The following is a 22,443-nucleotide window of genomic DNA, read 5'->3' on the forward strand; positions in this document are numbered from 1 at the left end:
ACAACGTTAATAGTTAAGCCAGTGATCGCATGTAAATTAAAAACCTTGGTTTATATACTATTGGCTTCTTGAGGTAGTACTCATCTCATCACTGGTTGGAAATCGGTAAACAAACGAAAAATTCAACGCGTATAAATCACTTTGGCTAGCCTCTATATCGAAAATAGACTGGTAGCCTAACTCTGCAAACCAATGTTTTGTTAATTGGTAGTTGATCCCTAATACCGCAGTAGGATTCGCATCACTGTTCATAAAAGCAAATCCTCCACCCACGTATAATGAGGCGTAACCACTCACTGGAATTTTCCATTTTAACTCAGTAAGCACAGGGGTAATGTCTGAAAGACTATTCGTAAAGGCTCTATAGTTCCCATACCCCACTTCTAGAAGCACATTTTTATTCATGTTATAGCCCAGTGTTGCTTTATAGCCCAGGGCCTCAGAAGACAATTCATTGGTGTCAATAACAGAGAACATGACACTCGAACCAATTTGGAACGGCGAGAGATCATTACCAGAGAATGCAATCGTAGGCAGAATAATTAGTGCTAATAAATAATCGTGTTTCATACTATATACTCGGATCTATCATTATAGTCACTTGATCAGTGTATTCCCCTGACGTAATCACCGTCCCGTCCACGTCATAACTGAACATTAGATTAAACTCTACACGGCTACTGGGACCATTTCCTACTCCAACATAGGTACTATGATCTGGAAGTAATAGTTGACCATCATCGACTAATTTCACTGTCTGACATTGTGAACAAACAATGCTATACGGGATTGTTATATTAAAGTCAGATGAATTAATAAGAGAGTACTCATCATCTAGCATAGTAAGTTTTATTCCATCATCAAAATACCCTATTGCCTCAATGAAATATTCTGTAGAAGACGTTATTCGACGAGTACTGGAATTATAATTGGGTACCATTACGCCATCACCCGTCACATTGACCCTATCCAATTGAACAGGGTCGTACTTAAGGCTTATGATCATTATTTCATTGATATTACGAAATGTAGTAATACCATGATTTTCATAGTAGTAACGAATTATTATGGGTATTGATGCCGAATACAAACCTGGTGTCTTTCCTCTTAATACTGAAATAATATCTTGGTCGTCGATACTAAATAGTGGTCTAAAGAAAACAAATGGGCTCGATTTTCCGGCATTATTCAGTTTATACGATGAAATGCAATTGTCGCCCTCTACACTCACAATGGGTAATGTCACAGTATCTAGACGACACCCACTCCCTGTACCTGTGTCAGACACCGAATACTCGATACCCGACGCATTGTACTGTATGCCTAAGATCTGTATATCTAACGGTTCAGTCATGACGCCATCGCTACCAGTTAGTTTTATAGTTTCAGGCGGAGAAGCTGCGAATGTTCCTGCTTTCCAAGACGTTGATGTTTGGAGTAAAGGGGGGACTTGCCACTCACTTGGTGCCATCTTTCCATAAGCCATGGTCACGTTTTCCCAACTCACACTTCCGCCTCTAACTTCTCCCCTAAGACCAATTGATGCTTGTGCGGACAATACTGCACTCAACCCAATTAAAACGGTAAAAAATCTTACGTTACCCTGCATCAGTTATTACCTCGCTTTACTGATTCTTTTTGTGAGTAACTTTTATCATGAGAGGTAACGGTAATATTGAGTTGTTCACTTTGTAATTGAGGAGGTAAATTAAAGGTCTTTTCTCGCCCTGCAATTAACGTAAACTTTTGTCTGCAATTCGATGTAATTTTTTCATCACAGTTATTGACAAACACACTGAGCATCGTATTACTATCGTTTTTTACTGTTAACGTTTCACCGTTATTAAAAATCTCGTATGAATAGATAGGGTTAGTTGTTGGAATAATATAGACAGGAGAGAATCCATAATTAATTTCGATACCACTGACCTCTTCCCCTTCTGGATTGTATTTACTTGGGGCAAAAGGCAACATAAACATAAGATCACGCGACCCGTCACAAGTTGTGTTGTAACAAAGACTCCGTACACCCACCGCTTTTTCTTCACCTGGTTTTAATACCAATTTCTGGTGTGTCAGTGAGATTTTCCAATCTTCAATGTTATTGATATCATATGGCGTTTTAACCAAATAAACACCATCGTTGACATCTAATTCTTGAACCTGTGCCTCTACAAAAATAGGATTAGTTTCATCATTTTTCAGCGTGATAATTCCGTTACCTTTCTTATCACTAACAATAAACATCTTATCTACTGAAAATGCAAAAGACTGAAGAGAACAAAACAGCGCTATGAAAGGTAATCCTCGAATGATGTTTTTCATCTTAATCTCCATTTTTAGTTTTTGTAATCGGATAATATTCCACTGAATCGGTATAATAATGTTTTTGTGCGAGCCTCTTTATTTCTGAAATTTCTTTTCTGTGCTGATTAAAACTGTCTTTAACATCATTAGGAGATTGAGCTATGTAGATGGCTTTCTGCTGACCTATATCTTTCTGTATGACTTGATAACCCAGTGATTCAAATAACTTGATATTGCTATTTAGCGCCAGTGACTCTTGATAAACACCTAGAAAAAGTACTTCCAGATTCCGGCCGTCAATATCAACAAGTAGTGGTTCACTACGATCAAAAATTGATAGGCAATAGTTTTGACCAAAATTCATTAGGTTTGTTGAATGGAACTCATAGGGCAATAAACAGCGGGTATTTTTTGATGTTAATGCGAAGTCTAATCCCTCAATAACAGTAACGCGATAAACGCCATCGGACATTTTATTTACTTCTATACACCCCTCTCCTTCACACTCAATGCCGAAAACTGGCTTCTCAGCTATATTTTTAAATGCACTGATAAATGAAACGGTACGGCTTACTTTTGGGGACAATGACATCACCGTACCAGGCTGAGCATAAACGTCTAACTGTTTAGTTCCAGTACTATAGAGATCAACGCTTTTTGAATCGAATGACGCTTTATATTCATTGTAAGCTTCGACTGGCATGATGGTTTGATCGTCATAGACGATAAATTGCCTGTTTCTTTTTCCACCTTTCTTCAACGTGAAATACCCTTTTTCGTCAATCTCTTGGCCGTTCGAGAGGCCATGATCAATGGAAACGTCTACTATCGCGTAAGCGGCCGATGATTTGTCCGTAAAATAAATGTCACCGTTGGCGACAACCTGTGTGCTTGATAAACCAAGATTGATACCATAATAACCATTGGTAGAGGCATGGGCAGATATATTCCCGCGCGCATATGACGTGTTACCGTTAGCACTTGCTAGCATGCTTTGGTAGATAGTGTTGATACCCCGATCATAGGTATTACTGACCTCTAAAGACGTAGCCACAGAATCAGAGTCAATCACATTACTTTTTCTCAGTGTTGTCTTAAGGTATGCGACACCTCGTGTATTTGAGGTTTCCCCTAAGATAGCCTCTATGGTCGTTGAAAGCGGGATACTCCAAAGAATACTTAAGGACATTTCGTCGCGAACATCTGTTACATCTAGGTTTACATTAAGTCTGGAATCCAGTAGAGCAGGCGTGGTGTAACCAATTGAAAGCAGTTGGTATTGCTGGTCTGTGAATGTGCCTATTGCATCCAGTAATTTATCGTCATTAATGGAGTAAATTGCATAAATAGATTGACCATGACCAAACGAATAAGTTGTGTTTAAAGACACCCTAGAAAAATCCGCATAGCCATACATATATGAAGCCAAAAGATCTCTGTTTTGATTATTGAGTTGCTCGTATGCAAGACTGAGAAAAGGAACGCTAATGCTAGCATTCATGTGGGAGGCGTCTTCGAACTGACGAAACACTGCTTCGGATGAACCCCCCCAATCTAATAGGCTATAGGATCCCCCTAAGTTAAACATCGTTCCTTGCTTTGAGGCAATGCCACCCATACCTAAGTTGAAAGAGGGCCATAGTTGGTAATTGACTAATCCCTTCGCGTACGGATCACCTTCAATATCGTTTACACTCTTCATTCGATTGTCATAATGATTCGTTTTGAACAAACCGGAAGATAAAGCGAAGTCAGCATTGCCTACAGGTAAACTGTCACTGCTATTATTGTAGATTTGATAGGTTTGAGTTGTCGTTGTAACCCCACTACCCGATTTTACTTCAAGTAACACTTCATAACGGCCCCTGGGCAAAGAACTATAGGGAATGGAATGCACGCCCTCTTTGACGACATTTTGATGTATTATGCGCGCATTACGATAGATATATACATTGCCACTCGTGGGGGCATAAAAAGTGAGTAACTTATCGCTATTATCACCACCCATCAGTAAGTTTTTAGAGCTACCAAACGTGATTGAGCTTTGTGATATGCGAGTATTCCCGTTAAGAAAGTCCGTAGTATTGACTTCTGGATCATAGGAAAAATAGCCCGCTTTTAATAGATATGAATCTACATCTAGATGGTAAGCCGCCTCGTATAGTTCTGAACCACTTTCGCTATTATTTAGATAAAAATCTGTTTTTAAATACCCATAAGGCATACCCACAGTGAGTTTGTCATTAAATGATATGACTGAATTTTGATTTGAATAATCACTGGCATAGAGATCAAACGAATTTATGATACCATTATGTTCGTTTTTCGCATCGTAATACAATTTATTCTCTTGAATCCCATTACTTTCTATATTCAACACGTTAGGAGAAACGAATAGGTAAACTTCTTTATCATTATAGTTGAGAACTATTTCATACGTATCAGGGTAAATTACACACTCATTCAACACCCCTGTACAATTTGATGTATCTCTTACCCCAGTTATGAAATCATCTATAATTATTGACTTATATTCATCGTTGATTTCATTATTTTCAAGATACCTCGTCAGATTAATCATCGAATTTACATCATGAACATCCAACTTTATCCTATCAAATGACGTAAAAAACACGATCGGCTCCGACATGGTTCCATCAAGGTTCCTCAGCTTTAATGATGATTCACTCATGTTAAATAAATTTTCAAATCCTTTCGGAATTGATTCAGAGAAAACTAATGATGTATATATAGATAAAAAAGCAATACATAATCTTCTACACTTGATCATTACACATCGATCTCTATATTAAATGTTATAGCACCATCGCATTCTTCCGTGACACCTGATGTTATAATCTCACCGAATGGCCTAAAAACCATTTGGACAATATGATCGCCACTTTTATTCTCTCCATCATCATCGACAAAGGTTAATATTTCACTACTTTCCGACTCGCTAATATATTCACCATCAAATAACACAGAGACAAATTCATTCTGTTCATTTTTATCACCCGAATAATCCGTACAAGTTGATGAATTCCTTGTGAGTGTTGATATGTAAGTTATATTAGGTTGTTCTTTTGGTATATTCGTATAAATTTTAAGACGTACCAGCACATCTTCAAAACCGCTGTTATCATTTTTTGTATTTAGACTAATTGTATTTGGTTCAAACACAACGCTAGATATAGAGTCACTATATAAATTATTAACATCAACTACGCTTGATAACGGAAAAATTTTATATTCTGCGTGCACTGAAGCATTAACAAGTAACATAATTATGGGGAAAAATTTCATATTGGCGCCAAAAATGGCTCGCAATACACTACGAGCCAACGAATACTTAATAATTAGGCTTTTTCTGCCATCAGAGTCACACTAGCTTGAACAATAGACCCGCCAATATCTGCTACTGGTAACTGCGCTGTTTGTGATATTTTGATTGACACCGTTTGAGCTTGAACAGGATCACTTTCTGGTGAGAAGGCTTCACCATTAACAAAGACTGAAACCTGTGAAGAAGCGTGTTCTAAACCATCGTATGTGACTTTACTATCATGATATGACCAGTTAGCGTTAGATAGTTCACCGACGATTGGTGTATCGAGATCTCCCTCATTTACATGAGCTTCGAGGATAAGCGCATCAGAACTAAAAACCCCCATTGAGTCAGCCGTAATCCCACCGATTTGCGCCTCTTGAACACCATTAAGTCCGGTAATCACTAACTCATTATCATTTCCTGTTACTGGCACCTCGCCATACCAGGTGACGGTAGCTGGTGCAGCGGCGTAAGCACCAATACTCGTGGTTAAACCTACTAACAACATAGAATTTAGAACGTTTTTGTTGACAATTTTCATTTATAATCCTTATTAAATTTTAGCCATGATTTCATATATAAATCCGAACCTAGGATTCATTAACTCATTGGTGCACATAAACACTATTCAACATTCCATTCCAAAAATATTGAGCATTTATAAAAATCATTAGATTTATATGCCATTAAATAGAGTGTTATTATTAAACCCTGAGATAGCACATAGATATCTCAGGGTTTGATCGAAAAACATGGTAATTTATTGATGATTAATTATCTGTTGTATATTTAGGAATAAAATGAATGAAAAGGGATGGAAGGTGATGAAAGAGAATGACCTCAATTGAGTCGATTTAAAATGTGAACTCTATTTCCAATAGATCTTTAGGGGTAACTAAGCCCATTACTTGCAAGTGGTTTTCTCTTCATATTTAAAAAGATTTAAAAGGAATGATATTTCAATGTCACTTAGTGAAGTGTTTATACCACCCTCCCGATTAGTCAATTCTTGATTTATTATTACTTCTATGTCCTTTAACTCTTTAACCGTTAAGTTTGGTAGAAAGCTAATTATTGAATTTAATTCCATAGTTTTAATCCTAAAATTAATTTTTATCAAATAATGATTTTTGGCTTATCGATATAGTATCCCTGCATCAGAGCAAAAGGAAAAAAGTCTCTTACCAATGAATATTGAAGCTTATCTTCTATTCTTTCAACAATGACTCTCATATTTTCATTAACAGCCTGGGATATAATGCTAATCAAATCACTAATTTCATAATCATCAATACACAACTTAACCACACTAAACATAGAGCTAAACTGATTTATAGAAATGTGATCATGTGTACTCGGTTGGTAATCATCGAGTACCAAGTCAACACCGAGTTTTTTTATTTTTTTAAACGGGATTTTATCCCATTCGCAGCTTCTTTCTGTAATTTCAATGAATAGACTTACACCAACACTTCTGTATTGGCTAACTAGAGAGGCTATTCGATAACTGGTCTGTTCTTCTTTTAGGGCCGCGGGTTCAATATTCATAAAAATAGTTTTGAATCGCTCAGACAAAGCAGATTTATTCAATTTCATCCAGTCAATTTGTTCAATTGTGAATTTTTTCACCATAGCTTCTGACAATGATAACTCGTCATAGAACAAATCTACATCGTCCACATTTTCCGGACGAAACAGTAATTCTACTGTGCCATGGGGATGTATATTTTCGTGTCTAACACCTAAGGTAATCAATTGAGAATACACATTGAAATTCTGACACGAAAAAGTGAAGGGAGTAAAGCTTGTAGCACTATGATTGACACCTTCAATCGTATTTCTATACATAATCTCATTCTCAATTTCTGATGACCGATGCGCTGATTATCTTAATTAGAAATAACTCTCACAAGTGAACGGCGTGTTTCATTCATTGCAGTGTAGACTGACTCCGAAATAGTACGCACCTGAGTACAGGTTATAGAAAGATATTGATAGCTTGATGCTATCTGTTTTCCAATTTAATATAGGTGTTTTGTTTTCTAAGAGTCGAATCCATGTCTGCCGCTGAAAAATCATCTCAAAAATTAAGCTTTTTCATCATTGGTATCGTGCTGTTTATTTGGTTCTACAGCCTTTGGGCGGATCGTGTTACACCCATGACAGGAACGGCTAGAGTTCATTCTTACTTAGTGAGAGTTGCAACAGAAGTCTCTGGCAATGTCACCGAAGTATTGGTCAAAAATAACCAGGTCGTAGAGGCAGGCGATATCTTATTCAAGATTGACGCTAGAAATTACGAAATTGCGTTAAAGGTTGCCCAAGCAAATTTAGCATTGGCAGGACAAAGCATCGGTGCGAATACTGCAGCAGTTGAAATCGCACAGGCTAAAGTGGTTGATGCACTAGCCGCTCGTGATAATGCGAGAGAGCAGTTCGCCCGAATCGCCGAACTTGCCAGTAAAGGAGTCTTGAGCAAAGCAGAATTAGATAATACGAGGGAATCTCGCGAACGTACACAAGCCGCGCTTGAAGCCGCTGAAGCCTCATTAACACAAGCAAAACAGAACTTAGGCCCAGAAGGCAGTAACAACCCGCAAATTTTATCCGCAATGGCAAAATTAGAACAAGCTCAATTAGATTTACAGCGCACTCAGATTACGGCCCCTTCAAATGGTATCGTCACGAATCTTCAATTGACCTTAGGGCAAAAAGCATCAGTAGGGTCACCGATGCTGACTTTCATCGACCCGCGAGAGGTTTGGATTTCTGCCTCTTTACGCGAAAACTCTATCGAATATATAAAAGCAGGACAAAATGTTGAAATTGTACTCGATGCACTACCAGGCCGCGTATTGCAAGGTAAAGTAGACAGCGTTGGCTGGGGAACGGGTGGAAGCAATAACGTTGATCAAGCGACTGGATTTCTAGTTGCTGACTCCAATTCTCTCGGGGCACAGCGCTACCCCGTCAACATTGTTTTTGACCATGGAGAAGTGCCCGATAATATTCGTTTTGGCTCTAAGGCAACGGTTGCTTTTCATACCGAACAAAGCCGATTGGGTGAATGGCTATCGGTGCTATGGATGAAAATCGTGAGTATTTGGACCTATGTTTCGTAGTCCAGCCAATCCGGTTATAAGAATCGTATTTGTTCCCATACTGTTGTTGTTTTATTTGCAACACAGTGGGGCGGTTTTGCCTATTTTATCGCCGGTGTTTGTGGTAATTTTTTTAACCTTGATGCCCTCTAAACCACCCACTAATTTGTTGTTCAAGCTGCTGATCATTCTTTTTTTTGTCAGCTTTATTCTGGTTTCTCTTGCCGGTTTGCTACTTGATTCTCCCACAGGCTACGCTCTGTTTAGTTGGTCTGTCTTTTTCTGGAGTTATTACCGAAGCCACCAAAACTCAAAAGACATACTTGCAACTTTAATGTTGATGGTGGTCATTATTATGACCGTTATGAGTAAACAAATGAACTTACCTGTCGATGCCCTGCCCTGGTTAATGTTTCAAGATTTACTGATCGCTATCGTTATCACTTCACTGGCCTTTTGGGTCTTTCCTGGCGATGAACGAGATATTCAGCCCGATGAGCAAAGTACAGAAGCCGCCACAGCGCATCTTGGTCTAATAGCCTTTAAAGCAACTGCCATGTGGTTGGTTTTAGCTGCATTATTAGGTACAGGGAGTTCACAAGTCATACTTATCGCTATTACCATCAGCAGTATGATCAAAACCCACCTTCCGCACGAGCACAAAACCTTTACTCAGAACAAGCTGGTTACAACGGTCATCGGTATTTTATTTACGATGCCCGTTTTGCTCTTGTTTACCGTTAGCGTGCCGAACTGGGTGGTTATTGGGGTGACCATTTTTTGCGGAATTCAACTCGCTTGCTACGCGATTCGACGTAAAGTCACAATGAGTATCTATCAGTTGCTGTTCACCAATTTTACTGTTTTAACGTATCAGATCATTAAACATCAGGGCACGGAATCACTTTCCGCTGAGCTCATGCGGTTAGTCTCTATTTCCTTAGCTATTTTTATCGGCGCTATTATTCTCAACCTTGCGAAGCCTCATTTCGAGTAAAAACCCTCTAACACTATTAATTTTAATGATTTTTTACACTTTGTTGCATTTGCACTAGTACTCAATGGGAACTCAACTAGAATAGAGTATAACAACAAGAATTAAGGCTAGGTATATGAAAGGAACATTACTCGACGGCAATAAAGTTACTTGCGGTCATTGCCGCAACGATGAGCCGCTTGATTTTGATTTTACTATGGCTTTTCAACCTATCGTAAATTGCCAAACTGAAAGCATCTTTGGCTATGAGGCATTGGTTCGAGGGCTTAATAACGAATCTGCGTATTCTATTATTTCAAAAGTAAACGATGACAATCGTTACCTATTCGACCAACTGTGTCGCATTAAAGCCATCGCGTTAGCAGCAAAGTTAAACATCTCCTCTATGCTTAGTATCAATTTTTTACCTAACGCCATCTATCAGCCTGAGCGCTGCATTCGCACTACCTTAGAGGCCGCGCTTAAATACGACTTTCCCGTTGAACAAATTATGTTTGAATTCACCGAAGTTGAAAGAATAGAAGACAGTACCCATGTACAAAGAATCGTTGCGTATTATAAATCTCTCGGCTTCAAGACTGCGATCGATGATTTCGGTTCGGGTTATTCTGGTCTCAACTTACTGGCAGACTTTCAAACCAACATCGTTAAGTTAGATATGGGCTTGATCAGAAATATCCATACCGATAAGGCTCGTCAGTCGATTGTGTTAAATTGCTTGAATATATTTAGTGACCTAAACATCACCCCTTTAGTGGAAGGTATAGAGAGCGTTGATGAATACCTATGGCTAAAAGAAGCTGGAGTTGAATTGATGCAAGGCTACTATTTTGCCAAGCCCGCCTTCGAAAGTTTACCTGTGGTCAACTTTCATTCTCCGCAGTAAAAGTATCGTCACAAAATAGCAGGATATTCGAACACATCACGCCTTCGTGGGTAAAAATCGCCCTAACTTATGTATTCAATTCAATGAATCCTATCTTTTTAACCATTGCCTTGTTCGTTTGTAGGGGCCCGTCCTCTATACACGACTATTGGTTACGCTTGAATGAGGATACTATTGAATTAGAATGCCCCTCAAACATATATCGCCTTGGTGATTGAGAAACAAACAGAATGAAACAAACAAATCATATCGAACAATGCCAGCAAGAAATTTTGAGCTTTTCTGACCGATTACATCAATCTGGTTGCGCGCCTTACTCGGTAGCTCAATACACTCAAGCTTATGCAAAACGCCAGAACATTGATGTCTCTATTGATGTGACCCCGACAAAAGTCATCACTATTTTTGAGCAACCCACGCAAAAAGTCGTGATGGAAAACAAAAAACCACCCTCGGTTAACTTACGTGATTTAGTCGCAACGCTTAAAGGGCTTTCGACTCATTCCCATTACGAAGGTTCAGAAACCTACTCGAATCGTACCTTGTGCTTTGCCAATTTATTGCTTCCGCCATGTTATTTAATGTTAGTTGGCAGTACTTATCTGGCGGTCGGTTTATCCATTATTCTGGGCGCTATAGCCTGGCTAGCACAAATTTTCCTGACTGGGCCAAGAAGCATTCTTGTCGAGTTCTTTGTCGCCTTAGTAGCCAGTTTTTTAACCGGTATGATAGCGGCACAGGTTCCCGGCTTACCAACATTGGCACTGTGCATTTCTTCCATTGTCCTTTTTATTCCTGGGTTAACCGTCACCAACGGCTTAGCCAGTCTTGCTCTCAATGACTTTCGGTCAGGTATCGAACTGCTTGCACAAAGCGCACTCATAGTAATGAAAATATTCATCGGCATTGTTATGGGGTTAGGCTTAGCCAACATAATCAATCAACCATTATCGGTACCGGTATTTATTGATGAAATCCCATTCGTTCTTCATGTCACCGCACTGATCGGGATTTCTGTCGCTATTGGCCTTATTTTCAACGCAAGTATGACAGAAATTCTCTTAGGCCTTCCTGTCGCGGCAATTGGCATGTGGGGGCCACATTGGTTTACTTCCGATTGGGTTGTAGGTACATGGGTAAGCACAATACTCATTACGCTTTACGGGTTGGGGATGGGAAAATTGCGTCACGTTCCACCACTCATATACATTATTCAAGGGATCATCATTCTTGTCCCCGGTAGTCGAATCATTGTCGGAGCAAGTGAGTCCTTCTTTGCGACCTCCATTTTACCCATTCCGAATATTGGTCTGTCCGCCTTGCTGATGTTTGGCGCGATTATGGCGGGACAAATCATGGTTTATTCTATATTTAGTCGTCATTTTGATTCCATCATTGAGGAATAACCATCGATCTAACAATCGCTGATCAACACGCCCCAATAACCCACGATTGAGTCTTTATCTGCTTTTTGACGTTAACCGATTCTGAGAAGGTACTGATGAACAGAGTCTCGAAAATCGATAAGACTATTTTGTTTCAGATGGCGAGGGGAATGAGCAATATGGATTTGGAAAAACCGAATAGAATCGAAAGTAGCCAATAATTCAATAAGATAAGGATGCTTAGGATGAGTCAATGCAAACTAGGCAGAGGTAAGCTAGGTGTAGGCAAGCGCTAGGTTGATAGGCTTGCCATCTACTCCATTTCCGTTCTAACTACGCCACCAGTGCGTTCAGTTTTTTACGCATACTCTCTTTATCAAGGCCACCTTTAGGTCCAATGAAGACTAACCGTGACGAACGAGATTCATCATCTTCCCATGCATCTCCAACCGTCACATTGGCTCGCTGGCCCGTGCACTGAAATACACAGCGATGATCAGGACGATCGGTTAAATTTAAAATACCTTTCATGCGATAAGCATCAATTGAAAACTGTTGCAGTAGAGGATACAAACTTTGTAGATTAAGTGGTTGATCAGTTTCAAAGCTGAATGTTTCGAAATCATGGTTCACGTGATGACAGTGCTCATCATGACAATCATGGTGCTGGCATTCCTTTTGATCAGCCGCTATTTTGTTAGTGACAAAGCGTGTACTTTCAGGGGCATCAAATAAGATAGGTAAATCCACTTCGCCGAATGAAATATCAATCAATTTAGCAAACGGAGCTTGTACACGGCACCATGCTTTGACTTGCTCTAGTTTATCCGTATCAACTAGGTCAACTTTATTAACCAGAACAATGTCAGCCACTTGAATTTGCTGCTTCGACAACGTCTCCATTGGGCCTTCTAGCCCTAGAATGTTTTCCGCATCGATCGTCGTCACGATTGCATTTAAAGGTGCGTGTGCTTGCAGTTCCGGATCTTCAAATTGAAGTGCCACTTCTTTGGGTTCTGCAATACCTGAAGTTTCAACAATAATATGGTCTGGGCGTTCCTCTAATGCGAGTAAACGCATTACCGAAACGACGAGGCCTTCTGCAAGGTTACAACAGATACAGCCATTCTCTAGGCTGATCATGTTTTCACTCTTAGATTTAACCAACTCAGCATCAACATTAATTGAACCAAAGTCGTTGACGATCACAGCCATGCGCATTCCATTTGCATTGGTTAATATATGGTTTAGTAGGGTCGTTTTCCCTGCTCCTAAAAATCCGGCTAAAATTGTTACTGGAATAGGCTTCTTGCTCATAGCATGCTCTCTTTCGGTTTTCGTTGTCTATATTTACTCGGTAAGCAATAAAAAAGGTTGAGCTAATGCCCAACCTCTTAAGTCAGGAGAACTTAGCCCGTCACTTTGTTACGAACCGCTTCACCTGGGTTTGAGTCTAGCAGCAGTTCACCGCCTTCAATGATGGGCGTACCATTAACCAGTACGTATTCCATACCCGTTGACAGCGCATTGGGTTTTTCAAATGTTGCCACCGCTTTGACTTTATCAAGTTTGAAAATAACTAAATCAGCGTCTTTACCTACTTGAATACGGCCTTTATTTGCCATTTGTGGCACTGCGTCCTCAAGAATACGACATGCGTTTAAGCTCGTTCGTTCCATCGCTTCTACTAGTGTTACGGCTTTGTATTCATTGACATATTTTTCAATAAATCGAGAGAAACAAGCAATCGATCTAGGGTGAGCTATTGCGTTACTTGGTAGCGGCCATACATCACCTTCTATTAATGTACCTTTATCATCCATCCAAGGCATTGCATCAGATGCGATAGCTGCACCTGGGAACAATACTGAACGATCCATTTTTGCGCGATCTTCTTTGTTCTCATCGGGTTTTAAGAAGTGCATGACAACAACGGTACCGGGCGCTGATGCTTGTAGTTCAGTGACTTTTTCTTGGTTGAGTGCTTTACCATTCGCTTCCATGTAGCTCGCGCTTGGGACGCCCCAACGTTGTAACCAATCATCGCCACGGAAAACTTCTGCGCCAATTACTGAAGAGCCAGCGCCATAAGGGTAAGCTTCAGTAGTAATGGATAACCCCTGATCAATGGCGGATTGAACTAAATCGGCACAATCTTCGATATCTTGTACTGACGTGCTGTTGAGGTGACAAATGTGCATGTGTGCACCCGTTGTCGCCGACAGGCTAATGAGTTCTTGGTATGCTTCAAAGCTTGATTGTGGCTCTGCGCTGTTTAGGTAACGAACGTGAGTGTAGGTTGGTACTTCATAGCGTTTTGCTAGTTTAGCAAGATCATAGTACTCTTTGTGGCCATAACCTGGTGCGTAACCCGCGTTAATACCAATGCCTAAGCCCCCCTCTTTAAGACCTTGCTCAACCGAGCCCAGAATTTGTTTTAATTCATCTGGGGTTGCTAGGGTATTTTGCCAATTGTTTTTAGAAAAAGCTTTCTGGAACCAAACAATCGTACCATCAGGAGCAGGCATCGTAGGTTCTTTTGCTTGAATACGAGCGTAAGTCCATGCTACAGAAGCGCCGTAATTAATCGGGCGACCTTCAGCAGCAGTAATATCGTAGTACGTTCCGATTGGGAATAGACCAGATTCCATCTCAAGAGCGGTGGTTACGCCATCGAATGCTTGAGCACGGGCAGCAGGAAGTTGTTGTCCGTGAGCGTGCATATCGATAAAGCCAGGTGCAACCACGAGACCTTCAGCATCGATGATTGTTTTGCCTTGCAGCTTTTTGTCTGAGATTGCAGCAATACGCTTGCCTTTAATACCGACGTGACGAATTGCGTCGAGTCCGGTTTCAGGATCAACAACACGGCCATTTTCGATAACGACATCAAATGGCCCTTTCTCGTTAGGCATCAGTTTGATGTTTTGGCCAACCAGTTTTTCAGGGGCTGCATGTAAAACAGAGGCAAAAGGCAGTGCCGCCGCCCCAACCGCTAACTTAGTCAAAGTCGAACGTTTATCTGTATCGACACCATCAAGTAATACTTGCGTAGCGTCCAATTCGTTTGGGTCGTAATGTTTCATATTGATACCTGTTATGTTTGTTGTAAAAGAATGCTAGTTCATGATTGCTATGAAAACTATGCAGTATGTGGCAAAATCAATCGATTGTTTAACACCCACCTTTCCACCATTAGAATCCACTGCCAACCGTAATATAAAACGCGCTGTCATCGTCACTAAAAGCGAGGTCTACCCCCATGTGTAACCCATATCGGCGAGCTATCTGGTAGCGAAATCCAGCACCATACGCATCGACACTTTCATCATCTGACAGACTGCCCTCTACTGTCGCTTTACCAAGGCCATAAAACGCAGAAACGGTCCAACGATTATCAATCGCATAAGTCACTTGAGATTGAGCCGTTGCAATTTCATCCCCTTGGTACCGATAGGAAGCAATACCACGTAATTCAACATAGGGACGAACAGTCGGGGGTAAATAGTGCTCTTGCGTATTGAAGTTCTGATAGTTACCCGCAAACGCTAAGGTCCAGCGCTCAGCCACTGGAATATAGACTTCACCATTAATATTCAGGTTTTGATAATTCCAGTCACTGCCAATTTTTTCGTCATACACCATGTATTCTGCGTTAACCGAATAACCATTAGTCGGGAAAAACATATTGTTTCTGGTATCGTATTCCGCGACAACACCCAGCCCAGAGGTCACCGAGCTTTCGCCCATAAAATAGTGAATAACGCCATTGATAACGTTATTCACATCTTCATTACTGGTCTCAAACTCTACCGAGCTCTGGCCAATAATCTGTTTCACACCCAGCATCAATGGTGTGTTTGCCACTCGAAATTGGAGCTGCTGAAGCGCAGCGACTCCCGAGGTTTTTGTGCCGAATTGAATCGTTTTGTTGTACGACGCACCTATACTGAACTCTTTGAAAATATCGAGGTTCGCCTTTCCAGCGCCAACGCCACCCGTATATCGAATGGTATCTTTTAGCCACGAATGTCGATGGCCAGCAAATGCAAACCAAGTCCCGTTCTCTGTCCCCGCAGCCCCTGCTAACGTAATCGCCGCTGGCATCAACTGGGCGCCTCCATCTAGGGATGTCATTGCAAGTTGTTTACGGGCATTTTTTTCGTCTTCACTTTCATGAAGAAACAACCCGATAACACCCCCGCCCAAACCAACCGCAGGTTCCGTGATTAAGATGGGAATAGGCAAGAAACCATAAGCGTTTTCGGCTAGGTGCTCACCGAGATCAAGCTTATTATCAATGGGATCATAAAATGATGCGTGGCCATTCGGAGCGAGTAGAGAAAGTGACAAAGCCAAAGCAGAAGTCAGCCTAATAGTATTCATTTTTGAACCTTTGAAATATAAAGTGCCGGGCACCCAGCACGAGATTGAGTCATTACCATGCACAAGAGAAATAGACATCTCGATACTTATGGTTGGAAGTTTATAGATTGGTTGCCTGTTCAGTATGTCAATTCAGTGTCGATGAATGCATCATTGTTAGAGACTGAACTCAATACTTTTTTTAATCCGGTTAGACGACCATTTCGCAATTCTGGATCAATCCCTTCATTGGTGTATCTATCCCAATCATACTCAAGGCCGATCTCACCCGCGTCATCGATAACCATGACACTATCGCTCTGTGCGCTGTACTCATAGTCAGAAAACAGGGCGTCACTAAACCACAATCGAGACATTTGGTTCATCAGTGCGACTTCGTTTGAAGAAGGATGAACTTCAGTGCCATCTAGTTTGACCGCTTTGTTAAACACAAATGGCAGTTCAGATGCGTTACAAGCTCCGCTAATACAGCCGATTGATTTGGTCACATCACCGATATCCAGGCTACCTTGCGTCTCATATGTCCACACGTTGAAGCTCGGACGATAGCCGAAGTGATAAAATGTCACAGGTTGATTCGATGCCATTGCTTTGGAGCGAGAAGGACCTGCAAACACAACATCGTTCAGTAATTGTTTGAACTCAGACATGTTGCTAAAGGCTCCACCTAATTGACCTTCTGGATTTGGCATGTAATCAGTTAACGCCAGTACTTTGTTGGTATCTTCGAGATGACCCAACCCAAAAAACAGCTTGGTAATGGCTTCATAAGCACTACTTGGTAATAGGTTTAACACATCTTCAAGCTCAATCTGAGCATGTATTTCTTCAGCGGTTAATGAGTTGATCTCATCCTCTAATACCACTAGGTTGCTTGGAGAACTCAACCAGCTTGATAGTGAAAGTACGACTGTCTCTGGATCATCAGAATTGAAAACTTCACTATCTAAATCATTGATCAGTTCTATTATTGTTGGGATAAGGAACGTCAAACTCGGTAACATTCCAAAGCCGTTGGATTCTTCACTATTAACCCCCAGCACGGTTGGAACCGTGAACTCAGTTAGAGATGGCTGCACCGTTAAGTGGTGCCCATAGTCTTTGCCAATTACAAGCTTTTTATATTCAATATACGGAGCAAAAGACATAACATTTGCCATTGGTGTATCTTCGCCTAGAACCTTCGATGTTAGACAGAGTGCACCATAATCAGCTTTATCGAGATCAATACAATCTAACCCTGTCCACGCTCCGATTTTATTGATTGGATTCAGTACTTTGGCTTGAACTGTCATCAAGTCTTGCAAAGACAGCGACTCTGTATCCTGAGTACCATGCAATTCCATACTGTAGTTCTGAACTTTACTCGCCGCGTCTTTCGCTTGAGTATAATTACGGTAATCAAATCCATAAGGATTACTTTGCATAACCGCACGTTGGAAATAATTATTCGTTTCACCCGTTACTGGCTCTTTAGATTCTTGCTGCTGCAAAATGCCGACAGACATTGCACCAGCCCCTTGACCCATGAGTACAACATTGTCCGGGTTGCCACCAAAATCTACGATGTTCTGGTTTACCCATTCTAGCGCTCGTTTTTGATCGCCAAGGCCATAGTTTCCGCCTTCTGGATCGGTTTTCCCATCCACCCACATACTCCCCAATAACCCTAGGCGGTAATTAAAGGTAACCACTATAAACGGTTGGTCGTCGGATACGCCTTGAGCAACGACGGTATCGCCGTTAATGATGGCATCAGAACCTGCGCCATATTCAAAGTCCCCACCATGAATAAAGACATACACGGGTAATGACTCTGAACCATTGATCTCCGAAGGACGCCAAATATTAAGATTCAAGCAATCTTCAGATTGCGCTTGCTGGGTTATTTTAAGCTGTGGGCACACGGCGCCAAATTGTGTCGCATCTATAGCGCCATCAGCATTGTCTTCTAATTGACGGAGTTGACTGTGCTGAAAACGCTGCTGATCGGCGTAAGTGATTCCTTTAAACGCTTCAATGGATACGCGTTGCTCGTCACCTGCTAAGGTATTGATCACAACAGACTCTCTATTTGCCAAAAGAGTCGCGTCCCCGATGGATACTGAAACCTGCTCTGTTGGTAATGGCTGAAGCGGTTCTGGCTTAATAGGACGTGAGCTGGTTTCATCACTACCACACGCAGAAAGAGCAACAGTGATAGCGACAGCAATGAGTGAGCGATGCGTTAAATTCATGGTTGTACCCGTAAATGTGTTCGGCCATCTGACCTGATATTGGTATCATCAAACCTGAGAATCCCTATGCTCAGCCATGCTCATTTCTGGAGTATTTGAAGTATTTTTTCTTTATGGTGCGATATTAATTCACTCTTTAAATTTGAATAAATCGCTTATGCAGGACGTGACCCTACCTATATTGACTACCGTGAGTGGATGTCGCTTTTTATTTATCACAAAGACAATAGAAGGCGCCTAGTTCCCAGCCGTTAGGTCATAGCTCTTAGGTACTAGGTATTAGGTATTAGCTAACAAGCCTTCTATGTTTTACCATGAGGTTAAAAGCGGTAGCCTAGATTCAGCGTTGCTGCGCTGCGTGTTTCACCCGTGTTGTACAGGAAGGTCAAGTTATAGTGTTTACCGATTTGTTTGTTGAAACCCACTAGATACGCCCATGGTTCCATGTCGACACCAATATGATAATTGAAGGTTTCTCCGCCGATCTCTATACCATCAAGGGTTCCGTCCATATACGATTTAAGCCCCTGATATTCCGCACCAACAAAAATTTGCGCACGGTAATCCACCAACTGATAACCCAACATAGGTTGAATGGTAGCGATAGGTTCACCCCAATTATCTGACCCTTTGAGGCGCGTCGCAGTATACGTACCGGTGACGGAAGCAAAGAATTCGCGATAACCGACAGATAATGTCGTGCCAACCCCCATAACATCATATTCTAGATGCAACGGTACGTTGACACGGCCACTGTTGCAGAGCGCACCGATGCTTTCGATATCGCAGAATGCGTCGCCTAATCCCGACCATTTGTCGTTCAACTTATCTTTGATACCTTGTCCAATCCCTCCGGTATATTGAGCATCCACATTTGCGTCAACGTTCACTTTACCCACCACACCAAACACATTCCAAAATGGCAGAATATTCACATCCCCTCGAATCGATAAACTTTCAGCCTTTACACTGCCTATTGATTCCGTCGCATCAAACAAATCGTTCAGGTCTGTGCCCATAACGTTAAAATCCGTAAAGCCAAAGTCCATATTCTGATTTCGGTAGGCAACAGAAACACCATATGGCAGTGGAATATCAATCCCTTGCCTACGAACCATGTCACCCATTAAGGGAAACACGCTGTCCAATTTGACTTGTACTTCTCTTACTCGTGGATCTGATACTTCCGCTAGACGAGCTTCGTTTAGCACACTGACGCCCAGGTCATCTTCATAGAAAGCAACGGGCTCAGTCGTTGAGTGCATTTTTACCGATTTGTTTTTAAGAGAACCGGTGGCTTCAATGTCTTTCTTCGCAATGATGACCTTACCACTGGCTAATTCAGCAAACGTGATCGTTTGTTGATAGCTATCGACCGCGTACTTGCCATATTGAAACGGCTTACTGTTGGTGATCGTCATTTTTAGCGGCTTACTGTCTTTCACTTCTATAGTGACAGTAAGAAACCTGAAATAAGCGATGTCCTGCGGTAAACCGTACTTGGAATAGTTAAACTTCACTTCAACCACACCGTCATCTCGTTCTGTCGCTCTGACACTTTTTGGATCATAGCTTTGGGCATAATTGCGCAATCGATATTCAGTTCGAGTGTAGTTTTCAATCTCGTTAATCATGTTTTTTTCATTAGCGAGCTCGTCTGCATTATATTTAACGCGTAAATCGATATTGCCCTTGGTATCGGTATTCTTTATCAGGAAAACCGACAGCTCACTCACTTCATCACCAACTTGGACAAAACGTGTTGCATGCTCCACAAGATGTTCACCTTGAACCAATGAACTTAAACCTAACTTAGGGAGATCATCGTCGATTCCATATTGTTGAAAAATCTGTTCGCCTTCAGACAATCCGTTCACTTCAAGATGCGTGTCATTAAGCGTGTCTGCTGAAAAGGCATTAGAGGAAAACGTACCAGCAGAAAACGCCAAAACAATTGAACTAGCAATGATAGAGATAGAGCGCTTAGTATTATTCGTCTTGTTATATATTGAAGAAAGTGTCATATCTTTTTCTCTCAACTGATGCTCAAGGCTATGAGAATCCAGCGGTATAAAATTGAGCGAACACCCTTGTTCTGCTGTATTTAATTGCCAAGCTTTGGAGTGTTAACGCCTACTGGCAACAAACACACGTCTCTTGTCGATGAGAGAATTTTAATAGGGAATGTAACTATTGGTGAATCGCTTATGACGGATCTCGTCCTCACATGTATTGCGTATAAAAAGCCCCCACATTCAGCAATGCAGAAGCGACTATTCCGAAAAGGCTATTCCGCAGAAGCTATGCCAAAGAAGCTATGCCCAAGAAGCTATTACGGGACGACGATATAAAGACTTGATGACATCAACTAAACCCGTGAACTCACGAGCTAGCAAGTTCGATTCGTGTTTGAAATAGTCTGATGTAAAAACTGGACACTGCTAATGCAACAAACACACAAATGATCATCATGAGTGGTGTCACAATCTCATAGGAGGGCGTTAATTGAAGTGCTCCCATGGTAAACACCACCAGCAAATTTCCCCCCAGTACTTTCTGGATGGCTAAATCAGGAATACTGCCCACTTTCCACACCAAGATACTATTCACAAAATAGAACCCCGCCAACTGCCATGTCTCAGTCAGCTCTGGCATGATGAGAACATATTCAGCAAGGAATATTACCCCCCAAGCCAGTACCCCAAAACTGGCATGCTTAATTGCGTTGTCGGGCAAAGTGACCAAGATATTGGCAAATATAGAGGCAACCATTGGCATAATGTAACCACCCGGTATTGGCAATAAAATCCACAATGCAAAGCATGTTAACTGGATACTGACCGCTTTCGCTGCGCTAATAAGCCGTTGCTTCAACGGGACTGAAAAGGCTGACGATGGCAGATCAGGTAGAGGATAGTGTGTTTCAACTTTGCTCAACCATGCCGCCAATTTTGTGCGGGTACTTTTAGGTGACATCAAGCTTAATGACAACAAGGCGTGGCCTTCGGCAATATGCGCCTGAACAGCAGATGACGCTTGGGTGTTATGGTGCAGTTCCAGCAGAAAATCGATGTGTGTTATTGCTCGTACAATAAGTTGCCACGTCGCTCTTTCTTCATGTAACCGATGACTGCCATTTAAGGGAAGGCTTAGAATATCGTTTAATTTGGCTAAGCGGCGATGTAGCGCATTTTGACTCTCTTCCCACTGACGACGGTTGTTAAGGTTATGCCCACCTCTGAGACCCTGCCCTTTTTCATGTCGAAGGGTATCAAGCTCAAAGCCCGCACATTGATGAAGCTGGCTCACCGTGTCCCGAATTAAACTGAAAAAAAGATCTTCTGTTTTTCGCGGCCAGATAAAACGAAAAACTAACGTGTAAACAATCACCCCAAGTACCGTTTCTTGAAAACGCAATACTGCGATATTAAAGGTCGTTACACTGTCGAAACCGCCAATACATGAAATAACGGTGCAAACCACAAAGCCAATCGTAAATGCGTATCCTAGTCTGTAATGCGACGACATAAAAACACACAGCGCTAAAAACATCGTCAGAAAGAAAACAAATAGAACATGTTCTTGTGCAAACATGATCAACAGAAATGTGGCATAGCCAGTCCCCAACATTGTGCCTAGGATCCGGTTCTGTCCTTTCTTAACCGCGTGAGAATAACTCTCATTGGCCGCCACAATAAACACAGTAATGGCGGCCCAATAGGGTTTATCCCAACCCAGCCATAAAGCGGTTATGATCGCAAAGGAGACGGCAATGCCCACTTTGATCGCTTCTTTGGTCGATTCACTGTACAT

17 protein-coding genes are annotated in these 22,443 nt (G+C 41.4%); 4 read left to right on the forward strand and 13 right to left on the reverse strand.

The features are described 5' to 3' along the window. Positions 1 to 57: 57 nt before the first annotated feature. From A1QO_RS12675 to A1QO_RS12710, 7 genes are all read right to left on the reverse strand, one after another. Positions 58 to 570: a porin family protein gene (locus A1QO_RS12675; protein WP_017037886.1), complete on the reverse strand. Its 513-nt coding sequence runs from the start codon at positions 568 to 570 to the stop codon at positions 58 to 60. A 1-nt stretch (position 571) separates the two neighbouring features. After that, a complete protein-coding gene (locus A1QO_RS12680; RefSeq protein ID WP_017041044.1) occupies positions 572 to 1,609 on the reverse strand; it encodes a hypothetical protein in 1,038 nt (345 codons plus the stop codon). Next, on the reverse strand, positions 1,609 to 2,325 hold the full coding sequence (locus A1QO_RS12685; RefSeq protein WP_017041045.1) for a hypothetical protein: 717 nt from the start codon (positions 2,323 to 2,325) through the stop codon (positions 1,609 to 1,611). Before A1QO_RS12685 ends, A1QO_RS12680 begins: the two co-directional genes overlap by 1 nt. A 1-nt stretch (position 2,326) precedes the next feature. Then, the gene (locus A1QO_RS12690; RefSeq protein WP_026027037.1) at positions 2,327 to 5,098 is read right to left on the reverse strand and encodes a CS1-pili formation C-terminal domain-containing protein; all 2,772 of its coding nucleotides are present in this window, start codon (positions 5,096 to 5,098) and stop codon (positions 2,327 to 2,329) included. Then, positions 5,098 to 5,652 carry a hypothetical protein gene (locus A1QO_RS12695; RefSeq protein ID WP_241790450.1) on the reverse strand — a complete coding sequence of 185 codons (555 nt, stop codon included), beginning with the start codon at positions 5,650 to 5,652 and terminating at the stop codon, positions 5,098 to 5,100. The genes A1QO_RS12690 and A1QO_RS12695 overlap by 1 nt, the downstream gene beginning before the upstream one ends. A 14-nt stretch (positions 5,653 to 5,666) precedes the next feature. Beyond that, on the reverse strand, positions 5,667 to 6,179 hold the full coding sequence (locus A1QO_RS12700; protein WP_017035963.1) for a hypothetical protein: 513 nt from the start codon (positions 6,177 to 6,179) through the stop codon (positions 5,667 to 5,669). A gap of 575 nt (positions 6,180 to 6,754) precedes the next feature. Next, positions 6,755 to 7,486 (reverse strand): EAL domain-containing protein, encoded by a 732-nt coding sequence (locus A1QO_RS12710; RefSeq protein ID WP_017041048.1) that lies wholly within the window; start codon positions 7,484 to 7,486, stop codon positions 6,755 to 6,757. A gap of 209 nt (positions 7,487 to 7,695) precedes the next feature. On the opposite strand from A1QO_RS12710, the gene A1QO_RS12715 reads away from it, so the two are divergent. The 4 genes from A1QO_RS12715 (at position 7,696) to A1QO_RS12730 (ending at position 12,028) form a co-directional block, all read left to right on the forward strand. Beyond that, positions 7,696 to 8,760 (forward strand): HlyD family secretion protein, encoded by a 1,065-nt coding sequence (locus tag A1QO_RS12715; protein WP_017037879.1) that lies wholly within the window; start codon positions 7,696 to 7,698, stop codon positions 8,758 to 8,760. Beyond that, entirely contained in the window at positions 8,750 to 9,736 is a 987-nt protein-coding gene (locus A1QO_RS12720; protein WP_017035959.1) for a DUF2955 domain-containing protein, read from the forward strand. Before A1QO_RS12715 ends, A1QO_RS12720 begins: the two co-directional genes overlap by 11 nt. A 115-nt stretch (positions 9,737 to 9,851) precedes the next feature. Beyond that, positions 9,852 to 10,622, forward strand: a complete 771-nt coding sequence (locus A1QO_RS12725; RefSeq protein ID WP_017041049.1) for an EAL domain-containing protein — start codon at positions 9,852 to 9,854, stop codon at positions 10,620 to 10,622. A gap of 230 nt (positions 10,623 to 10,852) precedes the next feature. Then, positions 10,853 to 12,028 carry a threonine/serine exporter family protein gene (locus A1QO_RS12730; protein WP_017041050.1) on the forward strand — a complete coding sequence of 392 codons (1,176 nt, stop codon included), beginning with the start codon at positions 10,853 to 10,855 and terminating at the stop codon, positions 12,026 to 12,028. Positions 12,029 to 12,340: 312 nt separating this feature from the next. Here A1QO_RS12730 and A1QO_RS12735 read toward each other — a convergent pair whose 3' ends face one another. From A1QO_RS12735 to A1QO_RS12760, 6 genes are all read right to left on the reverse strand, one after another. Next, a complete protein-coding gene (locus A1QO_RS12735; RefSeq protein WP_017041051.1) occupies positions 12,341 to 13,324 on the reverse strand; it encodes a CobW family GTP-binding protein in 984 nt (327 codons plus the stop codon). Between the two features lie 92 nt (positions 13,325 to 13,416). Further along, positions 13,417 to 15,093, reverse strand: coding sequence for an amidohydrolase family protein (locus A1QO_RS12740; protein ID WP_017041052.1), 1,677 nt, complete (start codon positions 15,091 to 15,093; stop codon positions 13,417 to 13,419). Between the two features lie 109 nt (positions 15,094 to 15,202). Beyond that, a complete protein-coding gene (locus A1QO_RS12745; protein WP_026026914.1) occupies positions 15,203 to 16,393 on the reverse strand; it encodes a BamA/TamA family outer membrane protein in 1,191 nt (396 codons plus the stop codon). Positions 16,394 to 16,512: 119 nt separating this feature from the next. After that, positions 16,513 to 18,630, reverse strand: a complete 2,118-nt coding sequence (locus tag A1QO_RS12750) for a carboxylesterase family protein (protein ID WP_017041053.1) — start codon at positions 18,628 to 18,630, stop codon at positions 16,513 to 16,515. Between the two features lie 320 nt (positions 18,631 to 18,950). After that, on the reverse strand, positions 18,951 to 20,654 hold the full coding sequence (locus tag A1QO_RS12755; protein ID WP_017041054.1) for a hypothetical protein: 1,704 nt from the start codon (positions 20,652 to 20,654) through the stop codon (positions 18,951 to 18,953). A gap of 358 nt (positions 20,655 to 21,012) precedes the next feature. Beyond that, on the reverse strand, positions 21,013 to 22,443 hold the full coding sequence (locus tag A1QO_RS12760) for an FUSC family protein (RefSeq protein ID WP_017041055.1): 1,431 nt from the start codon (positions 22,441 to 22,443) through the stop codon (positions 21,013 to 21,015).

It is taken from the genome of Vibrio genomosp. F10 str. ZF-129, from assembly GCF_000287055.2.
Lineage (GTDB): Bacteria > Pseudomonadota > Gammaproteobacteria > Enterobacterales > Vibrionaceae > Vibrio.

What these genes read in the sequence shown, in the direction of transcription:
- A1QO_RS12675 (WP_017037886.1), bottom strand. Translation starts at nt 570, where the DNA reads ATGAAACACGATTATTTATTAGCACTAATTATTCTGCCTACGATTGCA.
- A1QO_RS12680 (WP_017041044.1), bottom strand. Translation starts at nt 1,609, where the DNA reads ATGCAGGGTAACGTAAGATTTTTTACCGTTTTAATTGGGTTGAGTGCA.
- A1QO_RS12685 (WP_017041045.1), bottom strand. Translation starts at nt 2,325, where the DNA reads ATGAAAAACATCATTCGAGGATTACCTTTCATAGCGCTGTTTTGTTCT.
- A1QO_RS12690 (WP_026027037.1), bottom strand. Translation starts at nt 5,098, where the DNA reads ATGATCAAGTGTAGAAGATTATGTATTGCTTTTTTATCTATATATACA.
- A1QO_RS12700 (WP_017035963.1), bottom strand. Translation starts at nt 6,179, where the DNA reads ATGAAAATTGTCAACAAAAACGTTCTAAATTCTATGTTGTTAGTAGGT.
- A1QO_RS12710 (WP_017041048.1), bottom strand. Translation starts at nt 7,486, where the DNA reads ATGTATAGAAATACGATTGAAGGTGTCAATCATAGTGCTACAAGCTTT.
- A1QO_RS12715 (WP_017037879.1), top strand. Translation starts at nt 7,696, where the DNA reads ATGTCTGCCGCTGAAAAATCATCTCAAAAATTAAGCTTTTTCATCATT.
- A1QO_RS12720 (WP_017035959.1), top strand. Translation starts at nt 8,750, where the DNA reads ATGTTTCGTAGTCCAGCCAATCCGGTTATAAGAATCGTATTTGTTCCC.
- A1QO_RS12725 (WP_017041049.1), top strand. Translation starts at nt 9,852, where the DNA reads ATGAAAGGAACATTACTCGACGGCAATAAAGTTACTTGCGGTCATTGC.
- A1QO_RS12730 (WP_017041050.1), top strand. Translation starts at nt 10,853, where the DNA reads ATGAAACAAACAAATCATATCGAACAATGCCAGCAAGAAATTTTGAGC.
- A1QO_RS12735 (WP_017041051.1), bottom strand. Translation starts at nt 13,324, where the DNA reads ATGAGCAAGAAGCCTATTCCAGTAACAATTTTAGCCGGATTTTTAGGA.
- A1QO_RS12740 (WP_017041052.1), bottom strand. Translation starts at nt 15,093, where the DNA reads ATGAAACATTACGACCCAAACGAATTGGACGCTACGCAAGTATTACTT.
- A1QO_RS12745 (WP_026026914.1), bottom strand. Translation starts at nt 16,393, where the DNA reads ATGAATACTATTAGGCTGACTTCTGCTTTGGCTTTGTCACTTTCTCTA.
- A1QO_RS12750 (WP_017041053.1), bottom strand. Translation starts at nt 18,630, where the DNA reads ATGAATTTAACGCATCGCTCACTCATTGCTGTCGCTATCACTGTTGCT.
- A1QO_RS12755 (WP_017041054.1), bottom strand. Translation starts at nt 20,654, where the DNA reads ATGACACTTTCTTCAATATATAACAAGACGAATAATACTAAGCGCTCT.
- A1QO_RS12760 (WP_017041055.1), bottom strand. Translation starts at nt 22,443, where the DNA reads ATGTACAGTGAATCGACCAAAGAAGCGATCAAAGTGGGCATTGCCGTC.